Here is a 14,907-nt window from a genome sequence, read left to right as displayed (position 1 = left end):
CTTTCAGAACACTAGGTAACGCTCTCTGCAGACACCGTTCTGAGACGAGAGAATGCTAGCAAAACCATCAACATCTAAAGCACCAACCATGTCCTATAGGGGCTCGGTCAAGCGCGCGCTGTCGTCTGCTGATGTCTCGTCGGTCCCGGTTTCGGTAGCGTTCGCGCTCCTCCACGAAGAAAACCCCCTGACACGCCGGATGTCGACGACGTGCCTGCGCCATCGCTGCCGCGCCAGATTAACCTGAGACCGGACTGGAGTGCTCCCCATTTCACCGGACATAGGGGCTGAAGATGTCGCAGAAGCTTATAATGGGGCTGTCGGGGTTCGTTCAACGCCGGATCCACAGCGAAGTCGATGGGCGGCTGAGGACGGTCACGGTCGATGTCATGGCGCGCTGGGATGTCAACAACGAAAGCGTGTTGGCCATTGGGCGCGAGCAGGCGGGGATACCAGTCGCTGTCAGATAGGAACGGATGTGGTGTTCGTAGCGCCGACCTGATCAAACCGCCTTCTTGATCTCCGGAATACCTAGATCAACCACGTACTCCTCGTTGTTCTGAACTTTCGTGAGCAACTCAACGAGATCCTGCGAGTACTTATGGAACACGGTATTGTTGACCTTGTCCGCCCGATGATACCGATTGTCGGACTTCTTAAGATTGACACCCTTCTCGTTGAGAACTCGGGTAATGAGGTGATCTGCTGAATGCCAGCCCTTGTGGCCGAGTGCCTTACCGACCTGCGTCAGGCTGTAGCAATGATGGGCACCGGCAGCACTGTAGTCATGGATGTTCGCGATGCCGAACAGCTTGGCAAAGGTTTCAGAGTTCTCCACCGCGTCATTGAGCATCTTGAAGTCGGCCTCTACGGTCATCTTAGGGATGTCGTGGCGGACTAGCTCGTAAGATCTCGCAATCAGCGACCGAAGGACTTTGGTGTTGACATGCGCAAGAGCGGGATTGGCCGCGAAGGCGTCAAACACCCAAGAGAAATCGTTGGCAACGATCATCTTCACCCGGACGCTGCGATCTTCTTCAGTTGGGATCACTTTATCGCGCGGCGGCCAGCTATCTTCCGTAAGAGAGCCGTCCCACTGAAGGATGAATACGTTCGGAATTATGCCGCCCTTTTCAGGCAGGGCTTCATCGATGTCCGACAGGATTGCACGAATATTCGGGTCACCCGCATTGTAGCCCACAAAAACCAGCGGATGCTCATTGAAGAACGTCAGCAGTTTAGCGCTGAGGAACTTCTTACGCTTCATGAACTCGTCGTAGTCGTCCGATGTGAAGACGATGCTGTCGTGATCCGTCACGCATCCATGAATTTTGTAGATCTCTCCGACGCAAACCTGTTGTCCCTTGAGAATCTGCTGTCCGATAATAGGCTCGTGATCCGGGAAGATCAGCTCGATCATCTGATCATAGTTCGTCGTGATGATCGCGTGCGGCTTGACCTTCGAAAGCACCTCAATCTCGCCGAGGTAATCCGCCTTCAGCCCAGCAGTGTTTTGCGGCATTAGGCTAGTGAGATACTCAGCAATCTTGAACTTGATATAGGATTGTGCGTGTACGTCGTCATTGAAGAGCTCTTTTGGGAACTCATTGTTGCCTGCGCCCCAAGCCCACTCGTGATAGAGCCGTGCGAATTCCTGGCCTATTTTGATCGGCGACACTAAGGACTGCTTGTAGAAACCAAGACCCTTATCGATCACAGAGCATTTATCGGCGAGATGCGATAACAGCTCCTCCCAATTAGGAGCGTCCATATAGCGCTTCGCAAGACCGGATCCGATGAAAAGGATGGGTTGGCATCCGAACTCATCGACTGTGTTTGTGATGTCCTCGGTTATCTCTTCTATATAGCGTTCGTAGCGAGGCTGCTTCGTCTCGGCTGCCAATACTTCCTCCACCATGTACCCCCCAAGACTCAGCGCCCTTATATTGTGTCCAGATGACACCGCACACGCCGATTTCGCAAGCAGCAGATATCGAATCTTGCAGCGTTGTAAGGTCTGCTGTTGGAATTGACACCCAGTGCGTGAGATCAGCCTTCTGACCTGAGACCCATTGTCGCTCCAATTTTCAGGAGAGTCTTGGGTTTTCTGCTCTGAGACCGAAGATTGGACCGCCGGATTCTGGAGTTTTCGGGGATCAGAGCACCGCTACTGGAGAAGCTGCGCGCGAAGCGTTTCGGAGGTCGGACATGATGTTTGCGTGGCCAAGTTCGCGTGCGGTGTGAGTACTCGTGGCCATGCTTGCCCGGTTTGTGCTGACTGGGTGCCAGTCTAAGCCGAAGGAGATCGTCGTCGAGAAGGTCGTCGAGCGAAAGGTCGAAATCCCGAATTCGTTGTTAACATGCTCGGCAGAGCCAGTGGCGGGATCGACATGGCTCTGGGAAAGGGATGTCGCGCAGTATCTCGTCAAGCTGCTGCGGCTGGGGAGGACTGCCGCGCGAAATTGGCGGCTGTCAGACGCCTGGTACAATCGAAATGAAAAGGCCGGGATCACTCCCCGGCCTCGCTTTCTCTTACTCTCTTTTCCAACTCTCGGTGGAAATCTAACATCCATCCTGATCCGACTGATATGATCGCCTTCTTATCTTGCCTATCCTCGGACAGCGGTCCCTGCGCTCTTGCCATCCTTTCCGCGATTTGCGCCCCAAAATGATTCCGTCTTGGTTTCTCGGTCATTCGAACATCTCCCGCTGCCCTGCATTCTCTCGTGCTTCGAGCTCGTCGATCGATCCCTCGCGGTGCCAGTCCGGACCCGGTCTCGGGACTGCGCCGATCCATGTCCTACGGACAAGGCAGTCCTTTTCCTTATCCCACCAGTACCTGACCCATCTCGGCCGCCGTAAAGACTTGTCCGTCGACGGCCGTTCCTTCGCAGCCATCACCGCGTCATACGCAGCCTGCTTCTCCGCTGCTTTCTCTGCTCTCTTGGACATCAGAAATCCTCCAGTTCCGACATCGCTCTCGCGGTAGCCGATTCCCACGGCTGGATCTCGTCGCCGCGCTCGATGTCGCCGACGGCAGCTTCAAGCCGCTCGACCTGCGATGTCGTCACCTGCGTCTGCCATGGCCGATATTCTGTGCTGAACGACCACAGGGTATATCTGTCGCAGTCGGCGAGTTCGCAGAGCAGCTTGGCGGCATCCTCCGGATCGTCGAAAGCGGTACCGATCTGCCAGGCACCCTGTCTCCAACGACTCCGGAGAGCGGCGGCGGCATCTAGCGGAGGCACCTCAGTCACACGCGGATCCGCGCTCCATGTCACACGCACGCTGCCGCCTAGCTTGTCAGCGACCTCGCGCATGCGCAGGGGATGCGGATGTCTGTCTCTGACCAGCCCGTCCTCATCATGCGCGGTATAAACCGGAGTCAGATGCGCCTGAGAGCCGCCGAGTTCCTGCCGATACGGCCACGCTGCTGCCTTCCAGTATGCATCCACTGCCAGCTCCCGGATCCGGTCCAGCATGACGGCTGGCATACGCCGATGCGACACGGTTGCGACACCACGCGAGTAGGCCTTGAGCGTTATCGGCGAGATGCCGAGAGCGGATGCCGTCGCGTCACGGTCGATGCCTTGTGATGCGAGCAGCTCCTCGGCCGCGCGGCATACGGAGCCGATCTCGCTGTCGGTCAGGAAATAGCGGACGCTTGGACGCGCTGTCTCCTCGATTTCGATTTGTAGTTCCATTCGATTACACTCCCAGTTTGAATTCGCGTTCCTCTGCGGTGGTGGTCGTCATCTTCGTGAGTTTGGCTACCGCGACCTCCGGAGAGGTTTCGGCCCCAGCCACGGAGCCAAGAGGAGCCGAAGCTCCCCGTCATCAGGCGGCTTCGTAAATCCATTCTGCTTCGTGGATCCATTCTGCGTTGTCAGTGTCGTAAATCGCGACGTGGCCAAGGTGCTCGGATCCCTCGTGTGAGATGAGGTTGTCAGGATCCACCTCGTCGTACCCTGTCTGGTTCAGTACAGCGTGGAACACCATATGTTCTCTCAGGCGATAGTTGGCATCGACCCAAACGAATCCAGTCTTCGCGTATCCCGCGACCTCGCCGATCTTCTGGACGGCCTCTTCGACCGTCGCTCCGGAAGAAAATAGGGCTCCCGTGAAGTAGTGGATGAGATGGACATCCGCCATTTTCGTTCTCCTTGTCTGCGGCAACACCTCGCTGCCGATGACTAATGGTGTGTCCGGATGCGGACACAACACAATAGCCGAAATCAAAATAATCCATTGTCAACAATTGCTTAGGTTAACGACAACCGATTCCAAGCCAATCCGTTCACTGATTTGTCAGTGCGTTTTGACCGGCGAAAACGCCAGTTGTCGCTTTCCGCCGACGGCTGGATCCTGGGGTCAGACAAACAGGAGGTGTCGACATGCAGAAGAAGACGAAATCGATGTGGAAGCTGCTGAATCCGCTGGAATGGATCCACGCGGCTTTCGCGCTGCTGGCATGGTTGATGGGGCCGATCCTGCGATTTTTCGGGATGATGCCGCCGCCGCGCACAGACGGATTCCAGAATATTCAGAAGAGCGATGTCGATGAAGCGGCTGAGCAGGCCAAGCGGACGGAGGAAGCTGTCGATGCGATCCTGAAGGAAATGTCGCCTGCAGAAGTCGTAAAGGCGTATGCGAAGGCGGACGCAGACACACGATCGACGATGGATCTGTCGGTTCTCGATCTCGAGGGGCAAGATTGGCTTCTCAACCTGTCGAAGGAAGATCTCGATCTGTTGGGAATGTCGACGGAGGCCGCTTGCGCAAGGAGCCTAGAAGCGAGGGAGGTCAGACCCGCATATCCGAAGCCGCGCCCGGAAACAGAAGCGCCCGAGATCCTTTCGGTCCCGAGCGCAGAAGATACAGATGAATGGAAGCGGCAGCAGATCGCCGAACGATTCCGTCAGGTACAGCAGGAGTTGTGGCTATCCCCGGGCGTTCCCAATCCGAAGCCTAAGCATGCCGCCTTCACGCTGCACTGAAATCGAGTTTGACTTCATGTTGAAACCGCCCGGAATAGCCTCCGGGCGGTTTTTGATTTCATGAATACGAAGAGCTTCCCACAGCTCCGGAATCTCATTGATCACGTGGCCGTACTTGATCGCCATGGCCTCATCGGAGAGATCGGTCGCGATATCCATCAGGCGGCTCCACGGTTGCGTTCGATGTGAGCCTGACGCTGCTGGAGAGCGACCCGGAGACGGCGGACTTCGGCTTCGAGGCTCGCAACATGGCGGACGGCACGAATAGCAACGCGGCCAAGCTCATCTGCCCGGCCGCGAGCTTCGACGAGTTCGCATCCGTATTTATACGCAGCTCGGCGTTCCTTGCGTTCTTCTGCCGCCTGTTTTCCGGCGGCGAGACCGTCCGCGAAAGTTGCGGCGATGCCCATGGTCAGGAGGGTCAGCTCGCCAGCGGCGGCTCCGGCGGGGTTGCGAGAATTCCACATCGACATACGCAGCACTCCAGATGAACTCGGGAAGGTATGCGTACACGGACCCGGAGGCGCTGTGAGCCCCAAAATTCCATGAATAGTAAAGAGAGCACGATCGCACGCACTGAGGTATCAGTGCGTTTATCTTGGCATCTTCCGCATCGTCGCTTTGTTGCCAACCTTGTTCTGACAGGCCTTGCACCGTAGCCGTGAAGGGATCGCGGACAGCACGGTCTTCGGGCCGAGCACGCGCTTGATATCACGCCTCTCTATCGATCCGCTCCGACGGCAGCGCGGACAGGTGCCGACGAAGGCATACCATTCAGGTACCTGATCCAATCGTTCTTCTGCGGCCGCACCTTCAGGCTTGGCCGCCGATACTCCGGGACGGGAGGATCCGGGGCGCGCTCGCAGGTCATGCGATGCCTTTGGTTCAAATGGATCAGGGTTTTGCCTGGTCGCTCGCGAACGGCAGCCTTCAGTGCGGCACAGGACACGCCGAAGGTGGTAGACCGGGATATCGTCTCCAGCAACTCGCCGCCGGCTTCAGGAGGATCGGACCAGACTTCGATCCGATAGGGAGCATCAGGCGGCTCCGAACCGCCACGACGGCTGCCTTCGCCAACGGTATAGCCGACATCGGCTCCTTCGCGCACGAGGTCGATGCCTTTTCGGTGTTTCACTGGACGCGCTCGTACTGGGGCTTCCAGCCGCGGGCCATGCCTTGGCTCATGATGCAAGATGCCGTGTGGAGCTGATCCCGAAGGAAATCGGCGTCGAGCAGCAATTCTCGGATGGCGGCAAGTGCGTCACCGTCGAAAGCGTTGAGTACAGACACGGCGAGATCGACAGAGTCGTATGACTGGGTGCCAGTTTCTTCGACCGGGATATCGAGTGCGAGCTGCTGAGCCATGAAAGCCTCCGTAGGAATGTTATCCGCGTCAACGAATTTGTTCCTATTTTGTTCTCATTGCTTCGAGAGTCAAGCGGAGTCTTTCGATCTGCCGTATCGCTCTGGATATCTCGCGACCTTCGCTTCGGTGATTCCGCTCTCACGATCGACGGGATCTTGGTATAGAGCCCGAGCGGTTTCGACCTCGAGCCAAAACTCGGCGTCGGCCTCAGACATATGACGATACCGTGCGGCGCGTTCTTCTGGTGGCAGCGCGAGCCAGTCGTCGTATCGAAGGATGTCGTCGGCTGTCGTATCTCCGGGGATCCATTTCATCCGGAGCCAGTCGCGCAGGGTGTCGTATTCGTCATCGATCATGGCGGGAGAGTAGCCGGTGAGAATGATGGCGTCGATCTCGAATCTTGCAGGAAGCCAAGGCATCATCTTCATGATGACCCGGGTAGTCGAGTACTGCCGGGAATCGGGAGCACCCGTCGCATGCGGCGGTTGACGCTCCTGCCACGGCGAGACGTCTCTGTGGTGAAGTTATCCGCCTCTTGGTACAAAACTGAGTGACGACTTCAAAAGAGGGCTACGGCTGCTCTTACCTGCTTCGGGCGTGCGGACGATCCGAAGTTTATCGTTCCAGTGTTTTGAACTTAGAGGCGGTTCGCTTCATCAAAACGCAGTTGAGATCTGAGACCACCGACGGCTTCCGACGGATTGGAGTTTCCAATCAATCGGTGAATCTGTCGGTGGAGATTTCGCGCGTCTATTAGCAGAAACAGAAAAGCCCTGCTATGCAGGGCTTCTAGCTGGTCGGAGTGGCAAGATTCGAACTTGCGACCCCCACGTCCCGAACGTGGTGCGCTACCAGACTGCGCTACACTCCGTGACCAGCGGCGCTTCTATAGACCAGCCTCTGGCATTCGACAAGCGGCTTATTGCATTTTTTATGACAAGTTTTCCCCACCTGCTGAAACAGCCCCGGCAGGCACCGGCGGCACCGGGCGGAAGGCTTCAAAACGTTACAAAAAAGCAATTGTGGCAGGAAATTTTCATCGGGCCGCACAGCTCCCCTGCCCGCCGCCGCCAAATCTGCTAGGGGAACGGAATGACCGGCGGGATGCCGGACACGGCACAAAGGACATTTCACCATGCTATTTCGCAGCGTAACGCTTGCAGCGTTTGCCATTGCGCTCTCGGCCTGCACCACTTCCACCGATGGCTCCACGCCCTCCTTCACCCAGAAGAGCCCGGTTGAGACCCGTTGGGTCGGCCAGTCCGCAGGTATTTTCTTCGCCAAATTCGGCCCGCCGCTGAGCGACACCGAAAGCGGCAGCTCCACCGTCTACAACTGGCGCGGCGGCTACAAGAAGGCGACGATTCCGGCGAAGTTCGAAGAAGGCAAGGATGGCAAAAAAGGCCGGCAGATTTCGCCCGCCCGCACCGCCTCTCTTTCCTGCACGGTGCAGCTGGTCGTCTCCAGCGATTACAAGATCACCGCCGTGCGCACGATCTCCGATCGCCCGGGCGTCAACGGTCCGAGCTACTGCGCGGAATTCCTCGCCGCCAACTGATCGTCAGCCACAAGCCAAAAATGCACGAAGGCCCGCCCCGAACCGGTGGGCCTTTTCACTTTTTCGGGATTTCCGTCATTATTCTGAAAAAAATTGTGCCTGAAGCGGCACCTTGCGGATCGTAACTCACTGGAAAGGGTGCTGGCGCTGCGTTTTTGGCAAAATCCCGTCAGGGAACGCTTTCAACCGTTTGAAAGCCGCAACTTATCTTAACAATCATCAAAATGATAATCGGCATAACCGTGAGATCGGCCGTCCGCCGCGGCAAAATCCGCACAAAACCGCTTGAACTGGGGTGGATGAGTCCGGGTTGTGCCGGTTTGCGCTTTGCTATAACGGGGCGGTCGGGAGGAGTGTTTTTAACACAAAACAAGAATCAGGTATGGCCGTGACTCCCATCGATCAAGACAAATCCCAGCTCACTGATCTCTCCGAGGAAACTTCCCTCTCCCACGCATTGCCGATGAACCGCAGACAGGTTCTGGGTGGTGCTCTCGCCGGACTTGCCGCGGCAGCGCTGCCCTCTTCCGCGCTTCTCGCCAATACGACTGCCAAGAAGGTCGACGTGCTTCTCATCGGTGGCGGCATCATGAGCGCGACGCTAGGTGTGTGGCTGCGCGAGCTGGAGCCCACCTGGTCGATGCAGATGCTGGAGCGGCTGGATGGCGTGGCGCTTGAAAGCTCGAACGGCTGGAACAATGCCGGCACCGGCCATTCTGCGCTTGCCGAGCTGAACTACACGCCCGAAGACGACAAGGGCAACATCAAGATCAGCCAGGCGATCAACATCAACGAATCCTTCCAGATTTCCCGGCAGTTCTGGGCATGGCAGGTGCGCAACGGCGTTCTGAAGAACCCGCGCTCCTTCATCAACCACACGCCGCATATGAGCTTCGTCTGGGGTGACGAGAACGTCGCCTATCTGGAAAAGCGCTATCAGGCGCTGAAGGCGAGCCCGCTTTTCGCGGGCATGGACTTCTCCACCGATCCCGAGCAGATCAAGAAGTGGGTGCCGCTGATGATGGAAGGCCGCGATCCTTCCCAGAAGATCGGCGCAACCTGGTCGCCGCTCGGCACCGACATGGAATTTGGCGAAATCACCCGCCAGTTCGTATCGCATCTGCAGAGCGACCAGAATTTCGACCTGCAGGTCAATAGCGAGGTTTCCGACATCCAGCGCAACGCCGATGGCAGCTGGCGCGTGACCTATACCAACACCAAGACCGATGCCGAACAGGTGGTGGATGCGAAATTCGTGTTCATCGGCGCCGGCGGCGGCGCGCTGCATCTGCTGCAGATGTCCGGCATTCCGGAAGCGGATGATTATGCCGGTTTCCCTGTCGGCGGCTCGTTCCTCATCAACGAGAACCCCGATGTGACGATGCAGCATCTGGCCAAGGCCTATGGCAAGGCCTCGGTGGGCTCGCCGCCCATGTCGGTGCCGCACCTCGATACCCGCGTGCTGGGCGGCAAACGCGTCATCCTGTTTGGACCTTTCGCCACCTTCTCCACCAAGTTCCTGAAGGAAGGCTCTTATTTCGATCTCGTCTCCTCCGTCACGACCAGCAATGCCTGGCCGATGGTGCGCGTCGGCATCGATGAATATCCGCTGGTCGAATATCTCGCCGGCCAGCTGATGATGTCGGATGACGACCGCTTTGCTGCGCTGAAGGAATATTTCCCGAATGCCAAGCAGGGGGAATGGCGCCTGTGGCAGGCAGGCCAGCGCGTGCAGATCATCAAGCGCGACGAAGAAAAGGGCGGCGTGCTGCGGCTCGGCACCGAAGTCGTCTCCGCTGGGGACGGCAGCATCGCCGGCCTGCTCGGCGCTTCGCCGGGCGCTTCCACCGCAGCGCCGATCATGCTCAGCGTTCTGGAAAAAGTCTTCAAGGACAAGGTGGCAACGCCGGAATGGCAGACGAAGCTGCGCCAGATCGTGCCGAGCTACGGCACCAAGCTCAATGACGACCCGGAAAAGGTACGTGAGGAATGGGCCTACACCGCCGAACACCTGCAGCTGCCGACCCCGCCGCAGATCGATCTTGAAGCGCTGAAGGCAGCTGGCTCGGCGCCTGCGGGTGCGCCGGTGAAGAAGGTGCCGGATATCGCGCTTTAAGGTTTAGGTGCGATTTAGGATTGGACGCCGCGTGTCTCTGGATGCGCGGCGTTTTTTGTCGATCCAATTCTGCATACTGAAATATCTGGTCGGCCAATCTCTTTGGTGGTAATAATTGCTACCAAATCGATGGAGATCTTAGATGGCCAATGTGGAAAAAATCAGCGTCTCGATGACACCCCAGCACGCCGAAATCTTGCGTGATGCCGTGGAAAGCGGGGCTTATGCCAGTAGCAGCGAAGTCATCCGTGAAGCGATGCGTGACTGGTCGGCAAAATGGGTTCAGCGACGCGACGACATTGCCAAGCTGCGCGCATTATGGACCGAAGGCAAAGCCAGTGGCAATTCAACCGAAGTGGATTTCGACGAGGCGCTCAATGAAGCGCGTGCAGAACTGGCCTCGTTGAAAAATCGTGACCATTAAACTTTTCTGGTCGCCCCGCGCGCGCAGCAATGTGAAGAAAATCTATATCGATATCGGCAAATCACAGCGCCTTGCCGTTCCGCGCCAAAGCGGAGCGCTTGGTCGACCATCCTCACCTCGGCGAGCGCCGCCCGGAAATTTTCCCATCCGCCCGCATGCTGGTTGAAGCGCCTTACATCATTCTCTACGAAACCGTGCCGGATACCGATGGCGGCGAAATATATTCCGTGGAAATCGTTCGCGTGATCGACGGTCGCCGGAACCTGCGAACGTTGTTCTGACTTGGGGATAGATGGCTGGGGCGCCAGGATTCGAACCTGGGAATGCCGGTACCAAAAACCGGTGCCTTACCGCTTGGCGACGCCCCAACAGGGCAGCGAGAGCGAAACGCCGCTGCCTGAACCGCGCCTGATTAGCAAAGCCTGCCCGGCGCGGCAATGACCCGGCGACCAATTTTTTCACAAAATTCAAGCTTTTTGGGTGCCGTGTCGAAGTTCGCATGTTAGGGCTTGGCCGTGACGCGGATGAGGCCGCGGCGCAAGCATGCATGGCATTTTTTCAGGAGGTCTCGATGGCGGACCCGGCATTCGATCTCGATTTCCAGCCGGCCTATGGCGAGGCGGTTCCCGTCGCCCCGCTCATCCAGCGCATCACCGTCAACAATCCTTCCGCCTTCACCTTCCATGGCACCAATTCCTATATCGTCGGCGACCGTTCCGTCGCCGTCATCGATCCCGGCCCGGAGGACGAGGCGCATTTTCGGGCGCTGATGGCCGCGCTCGAAGGGCGCGAAGTCACGCACATCTTCGTCAGCCACACCCATCGCGATCATTCGCCGCTTGCCCGCAGGCTGGCGCAGGCGACCGGGGCGCTGACGGTGGCGGAAGGCCCGCACCGCGCCGCCCGGCCACTGCATGTGGGCGAGACCAATCCCTTTGCCGAAAGTTCCGATACGGCTTTCGCGCCTGACATTGCGCTGGGCGACGGGCAGAGCCTTTCCGGCGACGGCTGGACATTGACGGCGCTGCATACGCCGGGCCACACCGCCAACCACGCCGCCTTTGCGCTTGAGGGCAGCGGCATCGTTTTTTCGGCCGATCACGTCATGGCCTGGGCCACCACCATCGTCGCGCCGCCTGATGGGGCGATGAGCGACTACATGGCTTCACTGGAGCGGTTGCTGACCCGCGACGACCGGTTGTTCCTGCCAGGCCATGGCGGCCCGGTCACCGATCCCGCCGCCTTCATGCGGGGCTTGCGCGCCCACCGCCGCATGCGGGAAAAGGCGGTGTTGAAGCGGATCAGGGACGGCGACAGGCTGATCGCCGATATGGTGAAGGTGATCTATGCCAGCACCGACAAGCGTCTGCATGGGGCGGCGGCACTTTCCGTGCTGGCGCATATCGAGGATCTGATCGAGAAGGGCGAAGTTCGGACGGATGGCGCGCCTTCGCTCACGGGTGAATATTTCCCGGCGTGACGGGGTTTTAACTAGCCAGCTCTCAAGGTGCTTTTGTGATTGCCGCCCCTTCGGTGGGGAGCGAGCGGGTGCCACTTGTTTCTCCTCCCCGCCGGGGAGAAGTCCGCGGCAATGGGATGAGGGACAAGCTCTCCGAAAATCTCGCCGTTGCCCCCTCATCCCGCTGCCGCGGACCTTCTCCCCGGCGGGACCCGTTGCAAAATTCCGTGGTTGTGATTCACTCGGTCGAGGATAGCGGGCGAGGTTACGATGTCGGTGCGAGACAACAGGCAGTTCAGTTTCGTTGAGGCGCTGATGCCGCAGGCGAAGGGTTCCGGTCGGCTGGAGCGCTTGTCGGGCGTTGTGAAGTGGTATCGGTTCGAAAAGCTTCTGTCGCGTCTTCGTGATGAGAAAAGCGCCGGTCGTCCGGCCTATGAACCGCTGGTGATGTTCAAGGCCCTGCTGTTGCAGTCACTCTATGGGCTTTCCGACATGGAGCTCGAGGAGGCGCTTGGCGACCGGCTGTCGTTCAAGCGTTTCGTCGGCCTGACGCTTGAGGAGGCCGTTCCGGATCATTCCACGCTTTGCCGCTTCCGTAACCTTTTGATTGGCGAAGGTCTGCTGGAGAGGTTGTTTGGAGAACTCGACCGGCAGCTCGATGCCGCGGGCCTGATCCTGCGGCGCGGCACGATGCTGGATGCGACGATCATCGAAACGACGGCGTCGCGGCCACCCAGGGGGCGCAATGGTGACTTCGATGCGGCCGCTGGATTTGCAGATGGGCGCAAACCGGAAGAGCCGGATCATCCTGGTGCTGCCGGGAGCGATGAGCGGACAATCGATCCGGATGCCCGCTTTGTCCGGCATAAGGGCAAGCACGGCTCGGCCTATGGCTACAAGGCGCATGTCGGTGTCGATGAAGGGTCTGGCCTGATCCGCAGGATTATCACCACGCCTGCCAATGTGAACGATACGGTCGTCGCCGATCGGCTGATCGTCGGCGACGAGGCCTGCGTTCTGGCAGATGGGGCGTATCATACCCATGCGCGGGAGAAAGCCTTGAAGGCGAAAGGCATCAAGCCGCGGCTGATGCGCCGTCCGAACCGGCATCACCGCGTTCTGTCGCCGCGGCTTGCCCGGCTTAACCTGTTGATATCGAAACGGCGGGCGGCCGTCGAAACGACGTTTGCCACACTCAAGAACCGCATGGGGCTCGACGTGATCCGCTACCGTGGGCTGATCAAGGCCAGGGCGCAGGTGCTACTGGCAGCCATGGCCTTCAACATGCGCCGCTGGGTGACTTTGACAACACCTGCAAGGCCCCACTGCGCCTGAAAACCACCGAAAACATCCCCAACCCACCCAAAACCCGCCAAAGACAGAGGCGGGACGGGAAATCACGGCTGAAAATCTCCCGAAAGGGTCCCGTGATGAATTTTGCAACGGGTCCCGGCAGGGAGAAGAAATGTGCGGCGACGTCACGATGCATCAGCCGACGTGTAGCTTTGCCTTCCGGCCTCAATTATCGTTCAGACCCTGCATCTCCGCATCCAGCGCATCGAGATAGGCTTCCGCAATCGCCGCACCCATGCCAAGATCATGCGGGCCGTAGCGGGAGGCGACGCGTACGTCGACGATGGTGGTTTCCGCCTCTTCCTTCAGGCGAATGAGGATATCGAAGCGCAGGCCCCAGATGCGGGTGCGGGTTTCACCCTGCATCAGCACCACGCCGCTGCCGTTGAAGAAGGTGGGCAAAGGCGCGTCGGTCGGGCGGGCCATGGGCACGGGCACGATGGAGGGCAGGTCTTCCACCGGCGCATCGTCGGCGGGCTGCTGCCTGTCCTGTGCTGGCACCCCGACGGCAGGGGCATCCTCCGCCCCGATCACACCCTTCGTATGGGTAATGCGGATATTCTGGGAGGCGGCCATTTTTTTGGCGGCGGCGTAGATGCGGTCTATCGCACCTTCATAACGGCGCCCGGCAAGGCTGGCATAGGCCTCCATCTGCGCATCGCGATCAGCCTTGGTAATGGCCGCGGGCCGCACCAGCCATTGCTGGTTGGCGGCCGGTGTCGCCAGCCACTCCGGCACATCGCTCAGGTCAGTGGAAATGTCGTAAATCTTCGGCTGCTGCCAATAAAGAAAGGCGCCGTAGCCGACAACGCCGAGCGGCAGAGCCGAGAGAAGCAGCGCCGCCAGCGCCGAAAGGCCGCCGCGTGCGCCTCTGGTCCACAGCCGCTCAAGGCCGATCAGCGCCAGAAGCACGGCAAGAAAAGCGATGCCTGCGGCAATGAGGAGCAGCCCGACAAGATCAGGCGTCGTCAGCGGCCCGAAACGGTGGATGCCGGCGGCGATGAGAAAAAGCGCCAGTGCCGCCAGGCCCAGATAGCGGGAAAGATAGGCTGCAACCGAAAAAGGCCGGACGAAACGCACAGTCATGGAAGCGGATATCCGTTAGATCGCATTGGCTAAGAGGCGTTGCACCCGGGTTCTGGCAGGGAATCACCTGCATATGATGTCATAAACCGGAATTGCGGCGAGGAAAACAAAGGAGGGGGCGATCTGCGGGTAAAGCGTGCCCCCCCCCCGAAGATCTCTCTTCCGTCATGCCGGGTATGATCCACTTCTGTGCGGGTTAAATTTCCGGACAGGTCGCAGTTTCCTTGAGGTCGGTGATTAAGGGTGAAGACCCGCTCAACGTCATGCTCGGCCCTGTGCCGAGGATCTAACTACCTCCAATAAAAATCAATATGGCGGCAGACCTCGGGACAGGCCCGAGGATGACGTCGGCGCAATTAGCATGACTTTCCCTGCGCGACGGACTGAGAGGCCAAGCCAACAAGAAGCAGGAATATTTTTCCGCATTGCCGCAGCGCCAGGGAATAATTCCCCGACAATGCAACAAATACGCACGTTCATCCCTTAATTGCTGAGGAAATCGGCGTATCCTCGGCGACCTCCCTCGAGAATGCTTGTAAAAAATGCAA

At 58.6% G+C, this 14,907-nt stretch carries 16 protein-coding genes, 2 tRNA genes and 1 pseudogene; 8 read left to right on the top strand and 11 right to left on the bottom strand.

The genetic code is table 11. The features are described from left to right. The first annotated feature begins 293 nt into the window (after positions 1–293). On the top strand, positions 294–470 hold the full coding sequence (locus tag AGR2A_RS29475; protein WP_167378175.1) for a hypothetical protein: 177 nt from the start codon (positions 294–296) through the stop codon (positions 468–470). Between the two features lie 32 nt (positions 471–502). On the opposite strand, the gene AGR2A_RS05420 is transcribed toward AGR2A_RS29475, so the two are convergent. The 3 genes from AGR2A_RS05420 to AGR2A_RS05400 all read right to left on the bottom strand — a co-directional run bounded on the left by AGR2A_RS05420 (position 503) and on the right by AGR2A_RS05400 (position 4,152). Then, complete coding sequence (locus AGR2A_RS05420; protein WP_080822442.1) at positions 503–1,918, bottom strand: SIR2 family NAD-dependent protein deacylase; 1,416 nt, start codon at positions 1,916–1,918, stop codon at positions 503–505. Positions 1,919–2,951: 1,033 nt separating this feature from the next. After that, on the bottom strand, positions 2,952–3,704 hold the full coding sequence (locus AGR2A_RS05405; protein WP_080822438.1) for a hypothetical protein: 753 nt from the start codon (positions 3,702–3,704) through the stop codon (positions 2,952–2,954). Between the two features lie 133 nt (positions 3,705–3,837). Continuing rightward, entirely contained in the window at positions 3,838–4,152 is a 315-nt protein-coding gene (locus tag AGR2A_RS05400; protein ID WP_080822436.1) for a hypothetical protein, read from the bottom strand. 242 nt (positions 4,153–4,394) lie between these two features. Between AGR2A_RS05400 and AGR2A_RS05395 the strand changes: the two genes are divergently transcribed. Further along, complete coding sequence (locus AGR2A_RS05395) at positions 4,395–4,997, top strand: hypothetical protein (RefSeq protein ID WP_080822435.1); 603 nt, start codon at positions 4,395–4,397, stop codon at positions 4,995–4,997. Here AGR2A_RS05395 and AGR2A_RS28840 read toward each other — a convergent pair. The 6 genes from AGR2A_RS28840 to AGR2A_RS05370 all read right to left on the bottom strand — a co-directional run bounded on the left by AGR2A_RS28840 (position 4,941) and on the right by AGR2A_RS05370 (position 7,234). Further along, the gene (locus AGR2A_RS28840; protein WP_139786330.1) at positions 4,941–5,156 is read right to left on the bottom strand and encodes a hypothetical protein; all 216 of its coding nucleotides are present in this window, start codon (positions 5,154–5,156) and stop codon (positions 4,941–4,943) included. The two genes, AGR2A_RS05395 and AGR2A_RS28840, sit on opposite strands and share 57 nt — an antisense overlap. After that, positions 5,156–5,470 carry a hypothetical protein gene (locus tag AGR2A_RS05390; RefSeq protein ID WP_080822433.1) on the bottom strand — a complete coding sequence of 105 codons (315 nt, stop codon included), beginning with the start codon at positions 5,468–5,470 and terminating at the stop codon, positions 5,156–5,158. The genes AGR2A_RS28840 and AGR2A_RS05390 overlap by 1 nt, the downstream gene beginning before the upstream one ends. A 248-nt stretch (positions 5,471–5,718) precedes the next feature. Further along, complete coding sequence (locus tag AGR2A_RS05385) at positions 5,719–6,132, bottom strand: hypothetical protein (RefSeq protein WP_080822431.1); 414 nt, start codon at positions 6,130–6,132, stop codon at positions 5,719–5,721. Further along, positions 6,129–6,362 carry a hypothetical protein gene (locus AGR2A_RS05380; protein WP_080822428.1) on the bottom strand — a complete coding sequence of 78 codons (234 nt, stop codon included), beginning with the start codon at positions 6,360–6,362 and terminating at the stop codon, positions 6,129–6,131. The genes AGR2A_RS05385 and AGR2A_RS05380 overlap by 4 nt, the downstream gene beginning before the upstream one ends. A gap of 69 nt (positions 6,363–6,431) precedes the next feature. After that, positions 6,432–6,791: a hypothetical protein gene (locus tag AGR2A_RS05375; RefSeq protein WP_080822426.1), complete on the bottom strand. Its 360-nt coding sequence runs from the start codon at positions 6,789–6,791 to the stop codon at positions 6,432–6,434. A gap of 366 nt (positions 6,792–7,157) precedes the next feature. Then, positions 7,158–7,234: transfer RNA gene (locus AGR2A_RS05370), tRNA-Pro, on the bottom strand. Between the two features lie 264 nt (positions 7,235–7,498). Between AGR2A_RS05370 and AGR2A_RS05365 the strand changes: the two genes are divergently transcribed. The 4 genes and pseudogenes from AGR2A_RS05365 to AGR2A_RS05350 all read left to right on the top strand — a co-directional run bounded on the left by AGR2A_RS05365 (position 7,499) and on the right by AGR2A_RS05350 (position 10,742). Next, entirely contained in the window at positions 7,499–7,921 is a 423-nt protein-coding gene (locus AGR2A_RS05365) for a hypothetical protein (protein WP_006699999.1), read from the top strand. A 382-nt stretch (positions 7,922–8,303) separates the two neighbouring features. Next, positions 8,304–10,037, top strand: coding sequence for a malate dehydrogenase (quinone) (gene mqo, locus AGR2A_RS05360; RefSeq protein WP_072494063.1), 1,734 nt, complete (start codon positions 8,304–8,306; stop codon positions 10,035–10,037). Between the two features lie 142 nt (positions 10,038–10,179). Further along, complete coding sequence (locus AGR2A_RS05355) at positions 10,180–10,461, top strand: type II toxin-antitoxin system ParD family antitoxin (protein WP_072494062.1); 282 nt, start codon at positions 10,180–10,182, stop codon at positions 10,459–10,461. Next, a pseudogene (locus AGR2A_RS05350) lies at positions 10,451–10,742 on the top strand (type II toxin-antitoxin system RelE/ParE family toxin). Before AGR2A_RS05355 ends, AGR2A_RS05350 begins: the two are co-directional and overlap by 11 nt. 12 nt (positions 10,743–10,754) lie before the next feature. On the opposite strand, the gene AGR2A_RS05345 reads toward AGR2A_RS05350, so the two are convergent. Then, positions 10,755–10,829: transfer RNA gene (locus AGR2A_RS05345), tRNA-Gln, on the bottom strand. A gap of 203 nt (positions 10,830–11,032) precedes the next feature. Between AGR2A_RS05345 and AGR2A_RS05340 the strand changes: the two genes are divergently transcribed. Together AGR2A_RS05340 and AGR2A_RS05335 are read left to right on the top strand one after the other, a co-directional pair. Further along, entirely contained in the window at positions 11,033–11,941 is a 909-nt protein-coding gene (locus tag AGR2A_RS05340; RefSeq protein WP_004440431.1) for an MBL fold metallo-hydrolase, read from the top strand. Between the two features lie 249 nt (positions 11,942–12,190). Continuing rightward, entirely contained in the window at positions 12,191–13,255 is a 1,065-nt protein-coding gene (locus tag AGR2A_RS05335; protein ID WP_080822424.1) for an IS5 family transposase, read from the top strand. Positions 13,256–13,438: 183 nt separating this feature from the next. Here AGR2A_RS05335 and AGR2A_RS05330 read toward each other — a convergent pair whose 3' ends face one another. Continuing rightward, positions 13,439–14,359 carry a DUF1499 domain-containing protein gene (locus AGR2A_RS05330; protein ID WP_072494061.1) on the bottom strand — a complete coding sequence of 307 codons (921 nt, stop codon included), beginning with the start codon at positions 14,357–14,359 and terminating at the stop codon, positions 13,439–13,441. Between the last annotated feature and the right edge of the window lie 548 nt (positions 14,360–14,907).

Source organism: Agrobacterium genomosp. 2 str. CFBP 5494 (assembly GCF_900013495.1).
Taxonomy (GTDB): Bacteria; Pseudomonadota; Alphaproteobacteria; order Rhizobiales; family Rhizobiaceae; genus Agrobacterium; species Agrobacterium pusense.
The sequence above is the reverse complement of the archived record's forward strand: the minus strand, read 5'-3'. Positions and strand labels throughout refer to the sequence as shown.